This window comes from Tropicibacter alexandrii, from assembly GCF_003667315.2.
GTDB lineage: Bacteria > Pseudomonadota > Alphaproteobacteria > Rhodobacterales > Rhodobacteraceae > Tropicibacter > Tropicibacter alexandrii.
This window is the reverse complement of record NZ_RCTZ02000002.1, coordinates 188,101-204,045: the sequence shown is the minus strand read 5'-3', so window position 1 is coordinate 204,045 and position 15,945 is coordinate 188,101. Positions and strand designations below refer to the sequence as shown.

Genomic DNA, 15,945 nt, shown 5'->3' with positions numbered 1-15,945 from the left:
CCAACGACCGGGAGATTGTCGATCGCCCAAAAGGTCGCCTATAGTATATGCATGCGTTGGCTCTGCTTGTCTTTCCTCGTTTTCGCCTGCCCGGCTTTCGCGGGGACGCAATGGCAATTGCAGGTGCCGCAGACGCCCTTCGACCATGATGGCCCCTCCGAGGTCGTGGCCTACACGCCCCTCGACAAGGCCGCCGCCAACTGGTCGATCTGCGTCGCCTATCCCCACCTGAAGGATTCCTACTGGCTGAGCGTCAATCACGGCATGGTCGAAGAGGCCGCGCGGCTTGGCGTTTCGTTTCGCCTCGTCGAGGCGGGGGGCTATCCGAATGTCGACCGGCAGCGCCAGCAGATGCTGGACTGCGTGTCCGAAGGCGCCGACGCCCTCGTCCTTGGCACCGTCGCCTTCGATGAGTTGACCGACACGGTCCGTCAGATCGCCCGGTCGATCCCGGTGATCGCCGCCGTGAACGACATCGCGGATGACGGGATAACCGCCAAGGTCGGCGTATCCTGGACCGAGATGGGCGCCGTTGCCGGGCGCTATATCGCCCAGCGCCATCCCAAGGGCAGCACACCGGTGAAGGTGGCATGGTTTCCCGGCCCCGAAGGCGCGGGCTGGGTGCGCTTTGTCGAGCGCGGCTTTCGCGAGGCCGTCGCGGACAGCGCGGTCGAGATCGCCGTCACGAAATACGGCGATACGGGGCGCGAGATACAGGTTCTTCGGGTCGAAGAGGCGCTGGAGGAGGTATCCGACCTCGATTACATCGTCGGGGCCGCCCCCGCCGCCGAGGCTGCGGTGTCCCTGCTGCGAACCCGTGGCCTGCAAGACAGGGTCGGGATCGTGTCCGACTACATGACCCACGCCGTCTACCGTGGCATCTACCGTGGCAAGATCCTTGCGGCACCGACCGACTTCCCGGTGCTTCAGGGCCGCATGGCCATCGAGTTCGCGGTCAGGGCCATCGAAGGCTCGCTCGTCCATCGGCATGCAGGCCCGGTGATCGAGGCGGTCGAAGCGGGAGCCAGCCCGTGGCCGCAACTGACCGAAACGCTGGCACCGGCCAGCTTCATTCCGGTTTTCAAGTTCGTCAGCGAGGCCGAGTAGGCCGGGCAACCCGGGCCGCGCCTTGCAGGTGGTCGCCGACAGCATCAGCGGACGGCGTGTCGCGCGTGGCTAGTGCGGATGGCCAGCCCGCGCGCACGTCGCCTGCATCGCTCTGACCATCCGCGCGTTTTCGAGGGCGATCACGCTTTGGGCGGCGAACATCTGGGCAAGCCGCGTCGCATCCTCGGAAAAGGGCCGCACCGTTTGACGGTAAAGCGCGAAGGCCCCGACCAGTTCATCCGCCGCCAGCATCGGTATGGCGACAAAGGACCGCGCGCCGCCCAGATCCGCCGTGGCATGGCGCAAGGGATCGTCGGTCTTGTAGATGGCCTCGGATTTCACGTCGAAGATGTTGATCGCCTCGCGCTGCGCATCCATGCGACCAAGCCCCGTCCGGGGGCTGACCGTGAACCATCCCTGATCGTCGAACCATGTCTTGAATTCCGGCGGAATTCCAAGCGTGAAGGTTGCATGGAATTTCCCGCTCTGCCCGTATTCGAAGAGGATTCCGTACTCGGCATCACACAGGTCGAGCGCATAGCTGAGGATCAGGGGCATCACTGCGTCAAGATCGCCCTTTCCGGCGCTGATGATCCGCAACACCTCCATCAGCGCCTTTTCGCGGCTGATCGCCTCTTCGAGGCTCAGCGCCAGTTCTGACATCACGGCCTTCATTTCGGACTGGTTGCGCGGTTGCGCGACCTCTCCCTCCAGATGGGTGGCCAGTTCCTGTTTCGAGGACACTTCGAGTTTTCGGTAGATGGTGGCCAGATGCGTGCGCACCGTGGAGGGGGCGATGCACAAGGCGTCGGCAATCGCCTGATAGGTCGCGCCACCTGCATAGGACTGCGCGATCTGCAATTCCCTCGGGCTGAGATCGACATGGTCTGACACTGGCAATGCCTCGCTGGAAAATACCTGCCGCCAGTTTGGGCACGGTCGGCGCGTCAGGCAATCCTGCAAATGCTGTAGTCGGAATACTGCATGGGTCGGGCACATTTTACAGCATCTGCAGGATACCGCGCCTGCCCGCCTCGGACCTAAGCTGATCCCCGGAGCATCAGAACGGAGGTCCCCGATGTCACGTCTTGAAACCGCACGCGCCTTTTTCGAAGCCTGTGAAACCGGCATGGGATGGGACGGGTGCAAGCCCTTCTGCAAGGACGGCGCGACCTTTTCCTGCCAAGCCGATGCGCTTTCCGACACCTCGACGCTTTCGGACTATGCCGAGTGGATGAAAGGGCTGCTGACGCCCGTGCCCGACGGGCGCTACGTGCTCAAGGCCTTTGCCATGGACGAGGCGCATGGCACAGCGGTCGCCGCCGCCGAGTTCCACGGAACCCAGACCGGCGAAGGCGGGCCGGTGCCGCCCACCGGCAAGTCCGTCGTGTCGGACTACGCCTATGTGATGCAGTTCGACGGCGACAAGATCAGCCACATGACCAAGATCTGGAACGACGTGCCCGCGCTGCGTGGCCTTGGATGGGCGTGATGCGCTGGCGCATGCTGGCGCTTCTGTTTCTGGCCCGCATCGGACTTGGGTTCCAGTTTCAGACCGTGGCCTCCGTGGGGGACGACCTTGTCGTCGCCTTCGGGCTCGACTACGCGGGGCTCGGGGTGCTGATCGGGCTTTTCATGGCCCCCGGGCTGTTTCTGGCCATCCCGGCCGGATATTGGGGCCGCTTCGTTTCGGATCGTATCATGGTCGTGATCGGGCTTGGCGCGCTGGCCTTGGGCGGTCTGGTGTCGTCCGTTGCGACGGACAGCTGGGCCATCGGTCTGGGTCGCGTGTTTGCCGGGGCCGGGTTCCTGTTCACAACGCTCTATTTCACCAAGATGGTCGCGGACTGGTTCGAAGGCCGCGAAATCGCGACCGCCATGAGCATCCTCGTCATGTCATGGCCCTTCGGGATCGCGATGGGGCAAGTTGGCCACGCATGGCTTGCGCAGGCCTATGGTTGGCCGGTGCCGTTTCAAGTGGCCTCAAGCTACTGCCTGCTCGCGGCGCTTGGGGTGTTCGTGTTCTACAGACCGCCACATGCCCTGTCCTCCGCAAAAGGCGGGTCGGGCGCGGGGCTGACGGGCCGGGAGTGGCGCTTGGTTCTGTGTGCCGCATCCGCGTGGGGCGTGTTCAACGCCGCCTACGTCACCTACCTGTCCTTTGGTCCCAAGGTTCTGGAAGAGCTGGGGCAATCCACCATCGCGGCTGCGGGCATCGTCAGCATCGGAAGCTGGTTGATGATCCTGTCCGGCGCCGCCTGCGGGCAGATCGTCGACCGGTTCGGTGGGCGCAATGTCGTCCTGACCATATGCATGTCCGGCGCGATCCTCTCTTTGCTGCTGCTGGGTGTGCAAGGCGCGGGTCTTGGCGCGAGCGTCCTGTTCGGGCTGATCGGCATGGCCCCGGCTGGCGTGATCATGGCCATGGCGGGTCAGGCCATGCGAGCCGAGGTGCGCGCGTTCGGGATGGGGGTCTTCTTCACCGTCTATTACGCGATCATGCTGGTCACGCCGCCAATCGCGGGCGCCATCCTCGATGCGACGGGGCATGCGCGGGGGCCGATCTGGCTGGCCATCCTGCTGTTCGCCTTGGTCGTCCCGCTTGGGCTTGCGTTCCGGCATTACAAGACCGCGCCGTTCCCCCATGCGGCACGGACGCCGGGATGAGGGCGGCTGATCGCGCAGGGGTCAGGCCCCTCCCCCGCTCGGCAACGCCAAGGCGGCATCGACCGAGCCGCTGGTCCTAAGGGCGTAAACGGTCTTCGGTTGCCCCAACCCGGCTGGCGTTACCTCTTCCACGGCATCAGCCGCTTTTGCAGCCAATGCAGCAGCCCCGTCAGTGTCACGCCAAGGATCATCACCACGACGAGGCCCGCATACATCTTTTCCGGCACCAGCACCTCCCAGTGGTAGAAGGTCATGTAACCGACGCCCTGTTTGGCGCGCAGGAACTCGACCGAGATGATGACGATCATCGCCGTCCCCAGCGCGATGCGCAGGCCTGCAAAGATCACCGGCATGGCGCCGGGCAGGATCACGTGGCGCAACATCTGAAGCGGGCCTGCGCCGTAATTGCGCCCAGCCATCAGGTAGACCGGGTCGATATTGCGCACGCCGGTCATGGTGTTGATCGTCATCAGGATGAACACGGAAAGGGCGACGACGACGATCTTTGGCCCTTCGCCAAACGGGTCGGCGAACATCAGCATGACAACCGGGAAAATCGCGATCTTTGGCAGGACGTAGATGGCGGCGAGCGTGGTATCCAGCATCAGGCGCACGGTCTGGTTCAGCCCCATGACCACACCCAAAAGGATGCCGGGGATCGCGCCCAGCAGGAAGCCGGCGAACACCCGCCCCAAGGTCGCCAGAAGGTGGCTTTCGGACAAGAGCGTGCCGACGGCGGCCAACCCGCCCTGCGCGTATTCCTGCGGGATCAGCCACGGGCGGCCCAGCAGGCTGGTTTCCGAGAACCGGTCGTAGTTCACGCTGACATCCCACAGCGCGCGGCCAATGGCCGAGGGCGGCGGGAACCAGATGGGCGAGATCAGCTCCAACGCGCCCGCCAGTTCCCAGACCGCCAGCAACAGCACCGGGAAGCCCAGCGCTAGCGTGCGCTCATAGGTCTTGCGGGCGCGGACGGGGACATGTCGCCCGATGCGCTCGCAGATCAGGATCAGCAGGACAAAGCTGGCCCCGATGGCGGGCCAGGCCCACGCATACCAAAGCCCGGTCAGGGCCAAGCCGACATGCAAAGCGACACCCGCCAGAAGGAAGCCAAGAATGGCGCGGCGGTCTTGGGTCATGGCTGCATCTCCATCGCGCGGGTGACTTCGGCGCTGAGCCTGTCCCAGATCGCCGCGCGGTACTCGGCAAAGGCGGGCAGGTTCATGGTGTCGATGCTGCGCGGGCGGTCGAGGTCGATCTGGTAGACGTCCAGAATGCGGCCCGGCTGCGCGCTCATCAGCACGACACGGTCGCCCAGCAGCACCGCCTCGTCCAGCGAATGGGTGATATAGACGACGGTCTTGCGGGTTTCCTCCCAGATGCGCAGCAGTTCCTCTTGCAGGACGACGCGGGTCTGCGCGTCGAGCGCGCCCAGCGGTTCGTCCATCAAGAGCACCTCGGGGTCGTTGGCCAGCGCGCGCACGATGCTGACGCGCTGCTTCATCCCGCCGGAAATCTGGTGCGGGTAATGGTCGGCGAATTTCGCCAGCCCCACGCGGTCCAGCCAGCCGCGCGCCACGTCCATCCGCGCGCGTTCCGACACGCCGCGCATCTGAAGGCCAAAGGCGACGTTCTGGATCACCGTCTTCCACGGGAAGATCGCGTATTCCTGAAACACGACACTGTTCAAAGGGGTCGACGGATCGGCCCCGGGGCGGATGGTCAATTGCCCGGAGGAGATATCCTCCAGCCCCGCCAGCATCCGCAGAAAGGTCGACTTGCCGCAGCCCGATGGCCCGACGATGGCAAGGAATTCGCCCTCGGCCACATCCAACGAGAAATCGTCCACCGCCGTCATCGGACCCGAGGCCGTCTGGTAGACCTTGGTCACATTGCGTGCGGAAATCTTCGGGTCCGATGGGGCCACGGCTGTCCTACCTCGCTGTCCGGGAAAAGGGGGCGCAGGGTGGCGCCCCCGACGGGTTTACTTGCCCAAGGCCTTGCGGGCGCTTTGGGTAAAGCGTTCGTCGATCACGTTCGACAGGTCGAGCGGATCGGTATATTCCGTCCGACCGTTTTCGCGGTGGGTCTTTTCGATATCGGCCAGACCGGCCACCGGGATCTTCATCTCGGGGTCGTAGATCACCGGACGCCCACTGCGCAGCGCCTCTTCGGTCGAGTTGGTGTAGGTCATGTAGGCTTCGATGTTTTCGGGCGCGAGGTAGTTATCGCCTTGCATCAGCGCAGCGGCCTCTGTCAGCGCCAGGACAAAGCGTTCGGCCACCTCGGGGCGGTCATTCACCAGCTTGCCCGAGCCGACAAAGGCCACGGTCATCAGACCCGGCGTCAGGTCGGTTTCCAGCACGGTCGCATTGCCCGCCGCAAGGATCTGGTCGGCAAAGGGCGAGCCCGCGATGGCAGCATCGACCGCGCCATTCTCGAACGACAAAGGCATGTCGGGATTGGCGACGTTCATCGCCTCGATGTCGCGGATGGTCAGGTCGCCGCGCTCCAGCGCCTTGGCCAGCAGGTATTCCCCACCCGAGCCGGGACCACCGGCCACCGCCACGCGCCGCCCGTTCAGGTCGGCCACGGATTTGACGGTGCCCTCATCGGCCAGCGTCTTGCGCACCAGCAGCTTCGTCGGGCTGTTTTCCATCGGCTCCAGCGCGCCGGGGGCGATGACGCGGATATCCAGCCCCTTGTTCCAGCCGGACCACAGCGAGGTGACGATGGCGATGCCCCCTACATCGACCGAGCCTTGGGTCAGAAAGGCGATCGCCTCGGTGCCGGATTTCACCCGTTCCAGATCGACGTTCAGGCCGTATTTGTCGAACAGGCCGCGATGCTCGGCCACATACATGGTGGCGAATTTCATGATCGGCACATAGGCGACCTTGACGTCCTGCGGCGGATCGAGCGGCGCCATGGCCGCCTCCTGCGCTTGCGCGGCGCCAGCGGTCAGGCCCGCCAGAACCAATGCGCTGCCGCGCACGAAGCTCTTCAACGTGTTGAACATTTTCTCTCTCCCTTGCGAACCTGACCCTCTCCTCGGGGCAGGATTTTTCGTCCGTCCGCGATACGCCGTCGCGGCGCCCCATGCATGCATTTGGCGATACCTCGACATTCGGGCCGCCCGCGCAGACATGCAGATACTGGCACAGGACCGCAAAACGCAGACGGTCTTGCAGAACCAAACCCGAGGTCGCGGCGATCCGTCAACACGAATACGGTCATTCAGACGGCTTGTCATGCCCGCGCGGCATGAGGGGCACCGTTCAGCCCGCGAAATCCCGCACCGTCGCGGCGACGCCAGTCTCGATCATCTGCGAGAGAAAGCCCTCGACCGACGACAGCCACGCGTCGTTCATGCGCAATTCCGCCGGGCACAGGCCGGGCAAGCCAAGGACACCGGCCAGGGCTGTCGCAGCCTCCTGCGACGCGCTGGCCGACTGCAAGGCCGCCTCGCGCGGATCGCGCAGGGCGTAGGTCGTGCCATCATCGGTCCGGCCAAAGGTGTAGCGAATCCAAGCCGCCGTCGCAAAGGCGAAGGGCGCCAGCGATTGACCACGGTGCAGCGCCTCCAGCGCTGGGGCAAAGACGCGCTGCGGCATCTTTTCCGAACCATCCATCGCGATTTGATAGGTCTCGTGACCGAGATGCGGATTGCGGAACCGTTCGGCCAGATCGTCGGCATAGGCGTCGAAATCGACGCCCTCCAACGGATCGAGCGTCGCGGACGCGGCCGCGAGATAGCGTCGGACCAGCACCGCCAGATCAGGATCGGCCATGACGTCGCGCACGTATTTGTGGCCGGACAGGAACCCGGCATAGGCCAGCATGGAATGACTGCCATTCAGCATCCGAAGCTTCATCGCTTCGTAGGGGGAAACGTCCGGCACGAAAATGGCGCCGCCGGCCTCCCACGCGGGACGTCCGGTGGGGAAATGATCCTCGATCACCCATTGGCGAAAGGCTTCGCATTCGATGGCGGCGGCATCCTCGTGGCCGGTCAGTTCTTGGGCCAGCGTCAGTGTCGCAGGGCCGCGTGCCGGTGTGATGCGGTCGACCATGGTCGCCGGGAACGCGACGTCATGCGTGATATGGTCGACCAGATCAGGAGCCGTATGACGGGCGAAATCGATCAGCAGATTGCGGGTCAACTTGCCGTTTTCCGGAAGGTTGTCGCAGGACAGGACCGTAAACGGCGGCAGCCCCCTGCTGCGGCGCTGCCCAAGCGCCCAGACGAGCAGGCCAGCCAGCCCCTGCGGGTTGGCGGGATCAGAAAGGTCGGCCCGGATCGCGGCGTGGTTTGGATCGCACCCGCCGGTTGCCCGGTCGAGGCCGTAGCCCTTTTCCGTGACTGTGATCGAGACGATGTGCGTTTGCGGCGCCGTCAGGGCCACCAGCACGGCCGCGCGGTCCGTCTGCAGGCAGAGCGCCTCGGCAAGGCTGGCGATGATCCGCGCCTGCGTGCCCGTCGCACTGCGTTCGATCACCGAATACAACCCATTTTGTGGGGTCAATTCCCTTGCTGGCTCGGTCGAGCGCAGGCTGACACCGGCAATGCGCCAATCGCCGCCAGAGACCGCCAGCGCGTCGTCGGTATAGACCGCCTGATGCGCCTTGTGAAACGCGCCAAGGCCGATATGCACGATGCCCGTGCCGTGCGCGGCGGGGTCATAGGCTGGTTGCCGGACCGTGTCCGGAAGTGTGTCGAGCGATGACAGACGGGTCATTGTGCTGCCGCGTGTTGCAACCCGGCAATGACGCCACGCAACTCGGCCAGCCCCTTGAGACGGCCAATCGACGGGTAGCCCGGCTGCGCCTTGCGCCCCAGATCGTCAAGGATGTCCTGCCCGTGGTCGGGGCGGAAGGGGATCGACCAGTCGGCGCGGCCCTCGGCCTTGCGGCGGTTTTCCTCGCGCAGGGCGGCGGCAACCAGCGCCACCATGTCGGTATCGCCGGTCAGGTGCTCATCCTCGAAGAAGGAGCCCCGGATATCGCCGGTTTCGCGTTTCACATTGCGCAGGTGCAGGAAATGCACGCGCGCGCCCCAGCGATCCATGATGCCGGGCAGGTCGTTGTCCGGCCGCGCGCCAAGCGAGCCGGAGCATAGCGTGATGCCATTGGCGGGGCTGTCGACGGCGTTCATGACCGCCGCGTAATGCGCTTCGGTCGACATGATGCGCGGCAGGCCCAGCAAGGGCACGGGCGGATCGTCGGGATGACAGCACAGGCGCAGGCCCAGTTCCTCGGCCACCGGGGTGACTTCGGTGAGGAAATCGATCAGGTGGGCGCGCAGGCGGTCCTCGTCGATCTTGTCGTATTCGGCGATATGCTGGCGGACATCGTCGAGGCTGAAGCTTTCAGCCGCGCCGGGCAGACCGAAGACGACATTCTTGGCCAGTTCGGTGCGGCGGGCCTCGGACATGCCATCGAAGCGATCGCGCGCAGCGGTGCGCAGGGCATCGTCAAAGTCATCCTCGGCACCGGGGCGTTGCAGGATGAACAGGTCGAAGGCGGCGAAATCCGTCAGGTCGAAGCGCATGCAGGTCGCGCCGTTGGGCCGCCGCCACGCCAGATCGGTGCGGGTCCAGTCGAGCACCGGCATGAAGTTGTAGCAGATCACCTCGATCCCCGCCTCGGCCAGATTGCGCAGGCTGGTTTTGTAGCTCTCGATATGGGTGCGCCAGTCGCCGCGCTGCTTCTTGATGTCTTCGGACACCGGCAGGCTTTCGACCACGTCCCACGCGATGCCGGACGGGCTGCCATCCTTCATCGTGGCGATCTCGCGCTGGCGTTGCGCGATCTCCTCGGGCGTCCAGACCGCGCCGGTCGGCACGTGATGCAGCGCCGAGACGATCCCCTGAACGCCCGCCTGCAACGTGTCGTCGATGGACACGAGGTCCTTGGGTCCGAACCACCGCCAAGTCTGTTTCATGATGTCCTCCCGAGTCGTCGGCCTAGTTGTACCAGTCATCGCGATTGCTGACTAGTATGGAAGTATGGTATTCCGCTGATGGGAGGACTGCGAATCATGACGGCCTATGGGATCATTTCCAGCGATCTGGACCCGGGCAGCGCCATTGCGCCGCAGCTTTACCTGCGCCTGCGCGACGCCATAATCCGCAACCGGTTCGCCCCCGGCGACCGCATTTCCGAAAGCGAAATCGCGCGGGCCTGCGATGTCAGCCGCCAACCGGTGCGCGAGGCGTTCATCAAGCTGGCGGGCGAAGGGTTGCTCGCCATCCTGCCGCAGCGGGGCACGATCATCACCAAGATCAGCTATACCGCCGTGCTCGACGCGCGGTTCCTGCGCGAGGCGATCGAGGCGGATATGGTGGCGATCCTCGCCAGCGCGCCCGATGCCGGTCTGATCGGCGATCTGCGACGGCAGATCGCGCAACAAGCGGCGGTGGTCGACAGCAAGGACTTCATCGAGCTGGACGAACGCTTTCACCGGACGCTGGCGGATGCGGCGGGCAAGCGTGGAACGTGGCGGCTGATCGAGGGGCTGAAATCGCAGATGGACCGCGTGCGGTTCCTGTCGCTGGGCCAATTCCCGCTGGCCAAGCTGATCGACCAGCATGCCGCGGTGGTGGATCGGATCGAGGCGGGGGACCGCCCCGGCGCGAATACCGCCATACGCACCCACCTGCGCGAGGTCCTGTCGGACCTACCGCAGATCCGCGCCGCCAACCCGGACTTTTTCGACCTTCCGGACGGGGAAATTCCCGAGCCGGTCAACGCACCCATCAAGGAGGAGACCTAACATGACGTTCAAATGGAAATTCGCGGCAGCCGCGGCAACGGCCATGTCGCTGCTGGCCGGTTCGGCCTTTGCTCAGGAAATGACCCTGAAGCTGGGCCACCTCGCCAACGAGGAAAACCCGTGGCACCTCGCTTCGGTGAAATTCGGCGAGGAACTCTCGGCGCTGACCGATGGCCGCATTGCCGTCGAGGTCTTCCCGAATGAAAGCCTTGGCAAGGAAATCGACCTGATCAACGGCATGCAGCTGGGCACGGTCGACATGACCATCACCGGTGAAAGCTTGCAGAACTGGGCGCCCAAGGCCGCCCTGCTGGCCGTTCCCTATGCGTTCAAGACCATCGAGGACATGGACGCCTTTGCCAGCGGCGATGTGGGCCAGCAGATCAAGGACCAGATCATCGAAAAGGTGCAGATCCGCCCGATCGCCTATTTCGCCCGTGGCGCGCGTGACCTGACCTCGAACCGCCCGATCACCTCGCCCGCCGATCTGAACGGCCTGAAGATGCGCGTGCCGAACGTGCCGCTCTTCGTGGATGTGTGGAAGGCACTCGGCGCCAATCCCGGCCCGATGGCCTTCTCCGAGGTGTTCACCTCGCTTCAGAACGGCACCATCGAGGCACAGGAAAACCCGCTGGCGCTGATCCGCTCGGCCTCGTTCTACGAGGTGCAAAGCCACGTCAACCTGACGGATCACGTGCGGTCGTGGATCTACCTGACCATCGCGGAATCCACCTGGAACAAGCTGTCCGAGGACGATCAGGCCGCCGTCATGGAAGCCGCCGCCCGCGCGCAGGCCTATGAGCGTGAACTGTTCAACGAAAGCCTCGCCGCCGACCGCGCCTTCCTCGAAGAAAAGGGCATGACCTTCGTCGAGGTCGATGCCGCCGCCTTCCAGGCCGCCGCGAAGGACGCCGTGCTGGCCAATGTCAACGACGAGATCAAGCCGATCGTCGAAGGCCTGTTCTCGAACTGATCTGGCTGACACCCGTCCCGGGCTTGACCCGGGACCTCTGGTAAACTCCCGCCGGAGGTCCCGGGTCTGCGCCCGGGACGGGTTGCTTTTCCCCCGAGGTTTTCATGCGCATCGCCGACACGATCATCCACGTCCTGACCCGCATTGCCCAATGGGGCACGGGGCTGTCCTTTGCCGTGCTGATCGTCGCGGTGCTGATTCAGGTGACGGGGCGGACCACCGGCTTTGCCCCCGTCTGGACCGAGGAGCTGACCCGTTACGCGCTGCTGTTCAGCGTCGCTTTTGGCGCCGGGCTGGCGTTTCGGTCCGGCGATCTGGTCAATGTCGACGTGGTCTGTGAATTCCTGCCGGGGCGGCTGCCTTGGCTGCTGCGGCTGATCTCGGCCATCGCAACCTGCGGGCTGGCTGTCTACCTGCTGCCGCATGCGTGGCGCTACGTGTCGATTGGCAAGATGCAGACCTCGCCTGCCTTGGGCGTGCGGATGGATTTCATCCATTTCACCGTCTGGCTGTTGCTGTTCTTGCTGGCTGTCTTTGCGGGGCTGCGCGTGCTGGGCATGCTGACCGGCACCGAGGACGGCAAACCGATCAAGCCCGAAGAGGACTGAGCCATGGATGTCGTCGTTCTGTTTTCCGTCTTCGTGGGCGGGCTGGTCATGGGCGTGCCGGTGGCGGTGACGCTTGGGTTGGCCTCGCTGGCCTACCTGCTGCTGGCGGGCATCCCGCCGGTCGTCATGCCGCAAAAGATGTATGCGGGCATGGATGTCTTTGTCCTGCTGTCGATCCCCGGTTTCATCCTTGCCGGGAACCTGATGAACCAAGGTGGCATCACCGGGCGCATCATCCGCTTTGCCAATGCCTTGGTCGGCTGGATCAAGGGCGGTCTGGGTTTGACCAATATCGCCGCCTCGATGCTGTTCGGGGGCATCACCGGCACCGCCGTGGCCGATGCGGCCAGCATCGGCGGCGTGATGATCCCCGGCATGAAGAAGGCGGGCTACCCGGCGGATTTCTCCGCCGCCGTCACCGCCGCCAGTTCCACCGTCGGGCCGATCATTCCGCCCTCCGTTCCGATGATCATCGTCGGCGCGCTGTCGGGGATATCCGTCGGGCAGATGTTCCTCGCCGGGGCGATACCGGGCATCCTGATGGGCGTCGCCATGATGGTCACGGCCTATATCATCTCGGCCCGGCGCAATTTCCCCCGCCAAGAATGGCAGGGGTTGGGCGAGGTCGCGCGCAGCTTTGCTGGCGCGTTCTGGGCCTTGGCGATGACCTTCCTGATCATCTACGGGCTGCTGTCCGGGCTTGCCACGCCGACCGAGACGGCGGTGGTCGCCAGCGTCTATGCCTTCATCGTCGGGGCCTTCATCTATCGCGAGCTGCCGGTGCGCAAACTGCCCGGTATCGTCGTCCAAAGCGCCACGTCGGCGGCGGGCATCCTTGCGCTGGTCGGCTTTGCCAATGTCTTTGGCTGGATTCTGGTGTCGGAGCGCATCCCGCAGGCCATCGCCGATGGCGTGCTGCAGATCACCGACAACAAATTCCTCGTGATCCTTCTGATCAACCTGCTGCTGCTGTTCGTCGGCATGTTCATGGAGACGATCGCCGCGCTGATCATCCTCTTCGTGCCGCTCTTGTCCTTGGCGCAGGCCGTGGGCATCGACCCGCTGCATTTCGCCACCTTCGCGGTGCTGAACCTGATGATCGGCCTCACCACGCCGCCGGTCGGCGTCTGCCTGTTCGTCTGCGCGGGCATCGCGCGGCTGCCGCTGATGCCGGTGGTGATCGCCATCCTGCCCTTCCTGCTGACCAATATCGCGGTGCTGCTCTTGGTTTCCTACATCCCCGCGCTGGCTACATGGTTGCCGTCCCTCTTGGCGAAGTAAGGCGCCGAGGCGTCAGAGGCCCGGGAAAGGCTTGGCAAACCGGGGCCACGCTGGCCGAGGTCGGCGGTGCCGCGCCCGTGCCTGCCGGTCCGATCCTTTGACCCTCGGATGCCGTCCGCCTTGAACTTCACCACTTGCGCGCCGTGGGCAAGGTCGCGTTCGGCCTGCTTGACCGTGCTCATGTTGCGCGCCGGTTTGAAACCGGACACGCCCGCGACCCGCGTCATGTAGCGGGACAAGAGCCCGCACGCCGCGCCGTCGAGACCTTGCAAGGCCACCGGACCGGGAAAGAAGCTTTCGGCGGCGATGCATTCAGCGTCGAGGATGGCGTGGTGCGTCAGGACCACGTGGTAGTAGCGCACCCGGCGGCAGCCATGCTTCTGGCGCACGCCGGGCAGAGTCACCAGCGCCTTTGCCGGAACCAGCGTCTCTCTGTCCGTTCCGGGCATACGCAGAAGGATACGGTGATTGGGCGAGACCCGCAGGTCGCGCGCGGGCAGGTTCCGGCCCAGCGCGCCCCGCGTGATCAGGATCGGCTTGTCCTTATGTGGCGCACGCGACCAGACATGGTCCGAACAACTGACGAAGAGGATGCGCGACGGACCATGATCGGCGGTCAGCACCATATCGCCGCTCTTCAGGTCTTCGACACGGACGCGGCGCTTGGGCGTCCTGAGCCGCGTGCCAGCCGCGAAACAGGCGACGGCGGTGTTTTCCACGGTGAAAAAGGCCGCGTCCGGTGTGGCCCCGGTCAGTGTCAGGGACCCGCCGGCAAAGCTGGTATTGTCGGCATAGGTGACACCGTCCACGCCTTCGTTGGACTGGTTCAGAACACCGTCGTCGGCCTGATCCGCGCGCAGTTCCCAGATGTCATCGTAGAACGCCGACAGGTCGATGAAATCGTTGTTGGCGGAGGTGCCGTCGCTGATCGTGCCGCTGGTGCCGGTGTTGAAATCAGTGATCGTGTCGTTGCCATCGCCCGCCGCATAGACGAACACATCGTCACCGGTGCCGCCAGCGATCAGGTCGTCGCCGGACCCACTCTCGATATAGTCGTCGCCCGCGCCGCCTTCGATGTAATCGCCGCCCGAACCGCCAAGGATCGAGTCATTGCCATCGTTGCCGTATAGGGACTTTTGCGAGGTCGCGGCGCTGGCGTCGATGGTATCGGCATGGATCGACCCGACGATCTGTTCGACTTCCGAGAAGGCGCCCAGCGCGGTGGCGCCCGGGTCGATGAAGTCATAGGTGCCGGATTCATCGCCGATGAAGGTGACATCGACCCCCTGCGCCGTGGCGAAGTTGGCAAAGACGATCTGGTCCCAGTCGACCCCGGCTTCGCCGCCCACGATGGTGTCGCCATCGTTGTCGTCGGTGACAAGGAACGTGTCCATGTCACTGCCACCCAGCAGGGTATCGTCGCCGACATGGCCCCACAGCGTGTCGTTGCCAGCCCCCCCGATCAGCGAGTCGTTGCCCGCCCCGCCATCCAGCGAGTCGTTGCCGTAATACCCGGCGAGCGTGTCATTACCGTCGCCGCCAAGGACGCTGTCAGCGCCGTACCCGCCCTGAATGCTGTCGTCACCCGCGCCACCGTCGATGGTGTCGTTCTGGCTGCCGGTGCCCCAGGTGGCAGTCTGGGCCGTGGACGTGACCTCGATCACCTGCAGGTAATAACCATCTTCGGCGCGCAGAATCCAGTTATGGCCCAGATACGTCGGCTGCACATAGCTGCCGCCCGCCGCGATGGTGTCGTAATAGACCAACGTGCCGCTGGTATTGACCCACCACAGCTCGATCGGGCCGTCAGCGTCGTTGGTTATGGTCAGGGTCGCCGCCGTGACGCTTGGCCCCGAGGTATAGTCCGCCGGATCGAGCCAGAGCCCGTCGGCCGAAACGGCGTCGTTGCCCCCACCGCCAAGGATCGAGTCGGCCCCTGCCCCACCCTGCAGGAAATCGTTGCCGATGCCGCCGTCGAGCGTGTCGGCACCGTCACCGCCGCTGAGTGTGTCAGGACCGGTGCCCCCTTCGATGGTGTCGTCGCCCGCGCCGCCGTCGACGACGTCGTTGCCGTCACCGCCAAGAAGGCTGTCATTGGCAGAGGACCCATCCAGCGTATCGTTCCCGGCCGCCCCCAGCACCACGTCGAAATAGCTCAGCAGAGTGGACCCGCCGAGCGTCGCATCCCGTGCTTCGCCCGACCCGCCATCGGCCACCACAAAGCTGGTCGCCCCGTCGGACAGGGTGATCGTTCCCAGATCGACGTCGAAATCGACGGTGAAAGCTGCCGTCAGTCCGGAGAAGTCGAGCGTATGCCCCGCCGCGGACTCGTTCAGACCCGACCAGAAGGCCGCCGAGTTCCAATTCGAGAGTGTTACGACATAGGTGGTCATCGCTCGGTATCTTCAACTTGCACTGGTACAGAACCGATTGCCCTGCGACTGGGCCTTCGGTGGTTGCGGTCCACAGGCGCCGCGCCCCGACCCGCTGCCGCGTTGCAAGGTTTCGCTGACAGAAGGCATCCGCCCCCACGT

At 64.7% G+C, this 15,945-nt stretch carries 14 protein-coding genes; 7 read left to right on the top strand and 7 right to left on the bottom strand.

The genetic code is table 11. The annotated features are described in order from the left end of the window. Nucleotides 1–51: 51 nt before the first annotated feature. Nucleotides 52–1,107, top strand: a complete 1,056-nt coding sequence (torT, locus tag D8Z78_RS03620; RefSeq protein ID WP_121629080.1) for a TMAO reductase system periplasmic protein TorT — start codon at nt 52–54, stop codon at nt 1,105–1,107. Between the two features lie 69 nt (nt 1,108–1,176). On the opposite strand, the gene D8Z78_RS03615 is transcribed toward torT, so the two are convergent. Then, nucleotides 1,177–2,001 carry a LuxR C-terminal-related transcriptional regulator gene (locus tag D8Z78_RS03615; protein ID WP_240671976.1) on the bottom strand — a complete coding sequence of 275 codons (825 nt, stop codon included), beginning with the start codon at nt 1,999–2,001 and terminating at the stop codon, nt 1,177–1,179. 184 nt (nt 2,002–2,185) lie between these two features. Here D8Z78_RS03615 and D8Z78_RS03610 point away from each other — a divergent pair, with 184 nt between their 5' ends. Beyond that, on the top strand, nt 2,186–2,599 hold the full coding sequence (locus tag D8Z78_RS03610; protein ID WP_121629082.1) for a nuclear transport factor 2 family protein: 414 nt from the start codon (nt 2,186–2,188) through the stop codon (nt 2,597–2,599). Then, a complete protein-coding gene (locus D8Z78_RS03605; RefSeq protein ID WP_121629285.1) occupies nt 2,599–3,774 on the top strand; it encodes an MFS transporter in 1,176 nt (391 codons plus the stop codon). Before D8Z78_RS03610 ends, D8Z78_RS03605 begins: the two co-directional genes overlap by 1 nt. Nucleotides 3,775–3,893: 119 nt before the next feature. Here the strand turns inward: D8Z78_RS03605 and D8Z78_RS03600 are convergent, their stop codons facing one another. From D8Z78_RS03600 to uxuA, 5 genes are all read right to left on the bottom strand, one after another. Beyond that, nucleotides 3,894–4,913 (bottom strand): ABC transporter permease, encoded by a 1,020-nt coding sequence (locus D8Z78_RS03600; RefSeq protein ID WP_121629083.1) that lies wholly within the window; start codon nt 4,911–4,913, stop codon nt 3,894–3,896. Next, a complete protein-coding gene (locus D8Z78_RS03595) occupies nt 4,910–5,665 on the bottom strand; it encodes an ABC transporter ATP-binding protein (RefSeq protein WP_206169623.1) in 756 nt (251 codons plus the stop codon). Before D8Z78_RS03595 ends, D8Z78_RS03600 begins: the two co-directional genes overlap by 4 nt. 93 nt (nt 5,666–5,758) lie before the next feature. Then, nucleotides 5,759–6,793, bottom strand: a complete 1,035-nt coding sequence (locus tag D8Z78_RS03590; RefSeq protein WP_164932869.1) for an ABC transporter substrate-binding protein — start codon at nt 6,791–6,793, stop codon at nt 5,759–5,761. Nucleotides 6,794–7,052: 259 nt separating this feature from the next. Then, a complete protein-coding gene (locus D8Z78_RS03585; protein ID WP_121629085.1) occupies nt 7,053–8,513 on the bottom strand; it encodes a mannitol dehydrogenase family protein in 1,461 nt (486 codons plus the stop codon). Next, nucleotides 8,510–9,718, bottom strand: a complete 1,209-nt coding sequence (uxuA, locus tag D8Z78_RS03580) for a mannonate dehydratase (protein WP_121629086.1) — start codon at nt 9,716–9,718, stop codon at nt 8,510–8,512. Before uxuA ends, D8Z78_RS03585 begins: the two co-directional genes overlap by 4 nt. Before the next feature lie 78 nt (nt 9,719–9,796). Between uxuA and D8Z78_RS03575 the strand changes: the two genes are divergently transcribed. The 4 genes from D8Z78_RS03575 (at nt 9,797) to D8Z78_RS03560 (ending at nt 13,411) form a co-directional block, all read left to right on the top strand. Then, complete coding sequence (locus tag D8Z78_RS03575) at nt 9,797–10,549, top strand: GntR family transcriptional regulator (RefSeq protein WP_240671975.1); 753 nt, start codon at nt 9,797–9,799, stop codon at nt 10,547–10,549. A gap of 1 nt (nt 10,550) precedes the next feature. Next, nucleotides 10,551–11,522, top strand: a complete 972-nt coding sequence (locus D8Z78_RS03570) for a TRAP transporter substrate-binding protein (RefSeq protein ID WP_121629088.1) — start codon at nt 10,551–10,553, stop codon at nt 11,520–11,522. A gap of 104 nt (nt 11,523–11,626) precedes the next feature. After that, the gene (locus tag D8Z78_RS03565; protein WP_121629089.1) at nt 11,627–12,130 is read left to right on the top strand and encodes a TRAP transporter small permease; all 504 of its coding nucleotides are present in this window, start codon (nt 11,627–11,629) and stop codon (nt 12,128–12,130) included. A gap of 3 nt (nt 12,131–12,133) precedes the next feature. Continuing rightward, nucleotides 12,134–13,411 carry a TRAP transporter large permease gene (locus D8Z78_RS03560; RefSeq protein ID WP_121629090.1) on the top strand — a complete coding sequence of 426 codons (1,278 nt, stop codon included), beginning with the start codon at nt 12,134–12,136 and terminating at the stop codon, nt 13,409–13,411. On the opposite strand, the gene D8Z78_RS03555 is transcribed toward D8Z78_RS03560, so the two are convergent. Beyond that, complete coding sequence (locus D8Z78_RS03555) at nt 13,363–15,804, bottom strand: Hint domain-containing protein (RefSeq protein WP_121629091.1); 2,442 nt, start codon at nt 15,802–15,804, stop codon at nt 13,363–13,365. The genes D8Z78_RS03560 and D8Z78_RS03555 overlap by 49 nt on opposite strands. Nucleotides 15,805–15,945: the final 141 nt, after the last annotated feature.

Coding starts and splice junctions, on each gene's coding strand:
- torT (WP_121629080.1), top strand. CDS start 52: ATGCGTTGGCTCTGCTTGTCTTTCCTCGTTTTCGCCTGCCCGGCTTTC.
- D8Z78_RS03610 (WP_121629082.1), top strand. CDS start 2,186: ATGTCACGTCTTGAAACCGCACGCGCCTTTTTCGAAGCCTGTGAAACC.
- D8Z78_RS03605 (WP_121629285.1), top strand. CDS start 2,599: ATGCGCTGGCGCATGCTGGCGCTTCTGTTTCTGGCCCGCATCGGACTT.
- D8Z78_RS03600 (WP_121629083.1), bottom strand. CDS start 4,913: ATGACCCAAGACCGCCGCGCCATTCTTGGCTTCCTTCTGGCGGGTGTC.
- D8Z78_RS03590 (WP_164932869.1), bottom strand. CDS start 6,793: ATGTTCAACACGTTGAAGAGCTTCGTGCGCGGCAGCGCATTGGTTCTG.
- D8Z78_RS03585 (WP_121629085.1), bottom strand. CDS start 8,513: ATGACCCGTCTGTCATCGCTCGACACACTTCCGGACACGGTCCGGCAA.
- uxuA (WP_121629086.1), bottom strand. CDS start 9,718: ATGAAACAGACTTGGCGGTGGTTCGGACCCAAGGACCTCGTGTCCATC.
- D8Z78_RS03575 (WP_240671975.1), top strand. CDS start 9,797: ATGGGAGGACTGCGAATCATGACGGCCTATGGGATCATTTCCAGCGAT.
- D8Z78_RS03570 (WP_121629088.1), top strand. CDS start 10,551: ATGACGTTCAAATGGAAATTCGCGGCAGCCGCGGCAACGGCCATGTCG.
- D8Z78_RS03565 (WP_121629089.1), top strand. CDS start 11,627: ATGCGCATCGCCGACACGATCATCCACGTCCTGACCCGCATTGCCCAA.
- D8Z78_RS03560 (WP_121629090.1), top strand. CDS start 12,134: ATGGATGTCGTCGTTCTGTTTTCCGTCTTCGTGGGCGGGCTGGTCATG.
- D8Z78_RS03555 (WP_121629091.1), bottom strand. CDS start 15,804: ATGACCACCTATGTCGTAACACTCTCGAATTGGAACTCGGCGGCCTTC.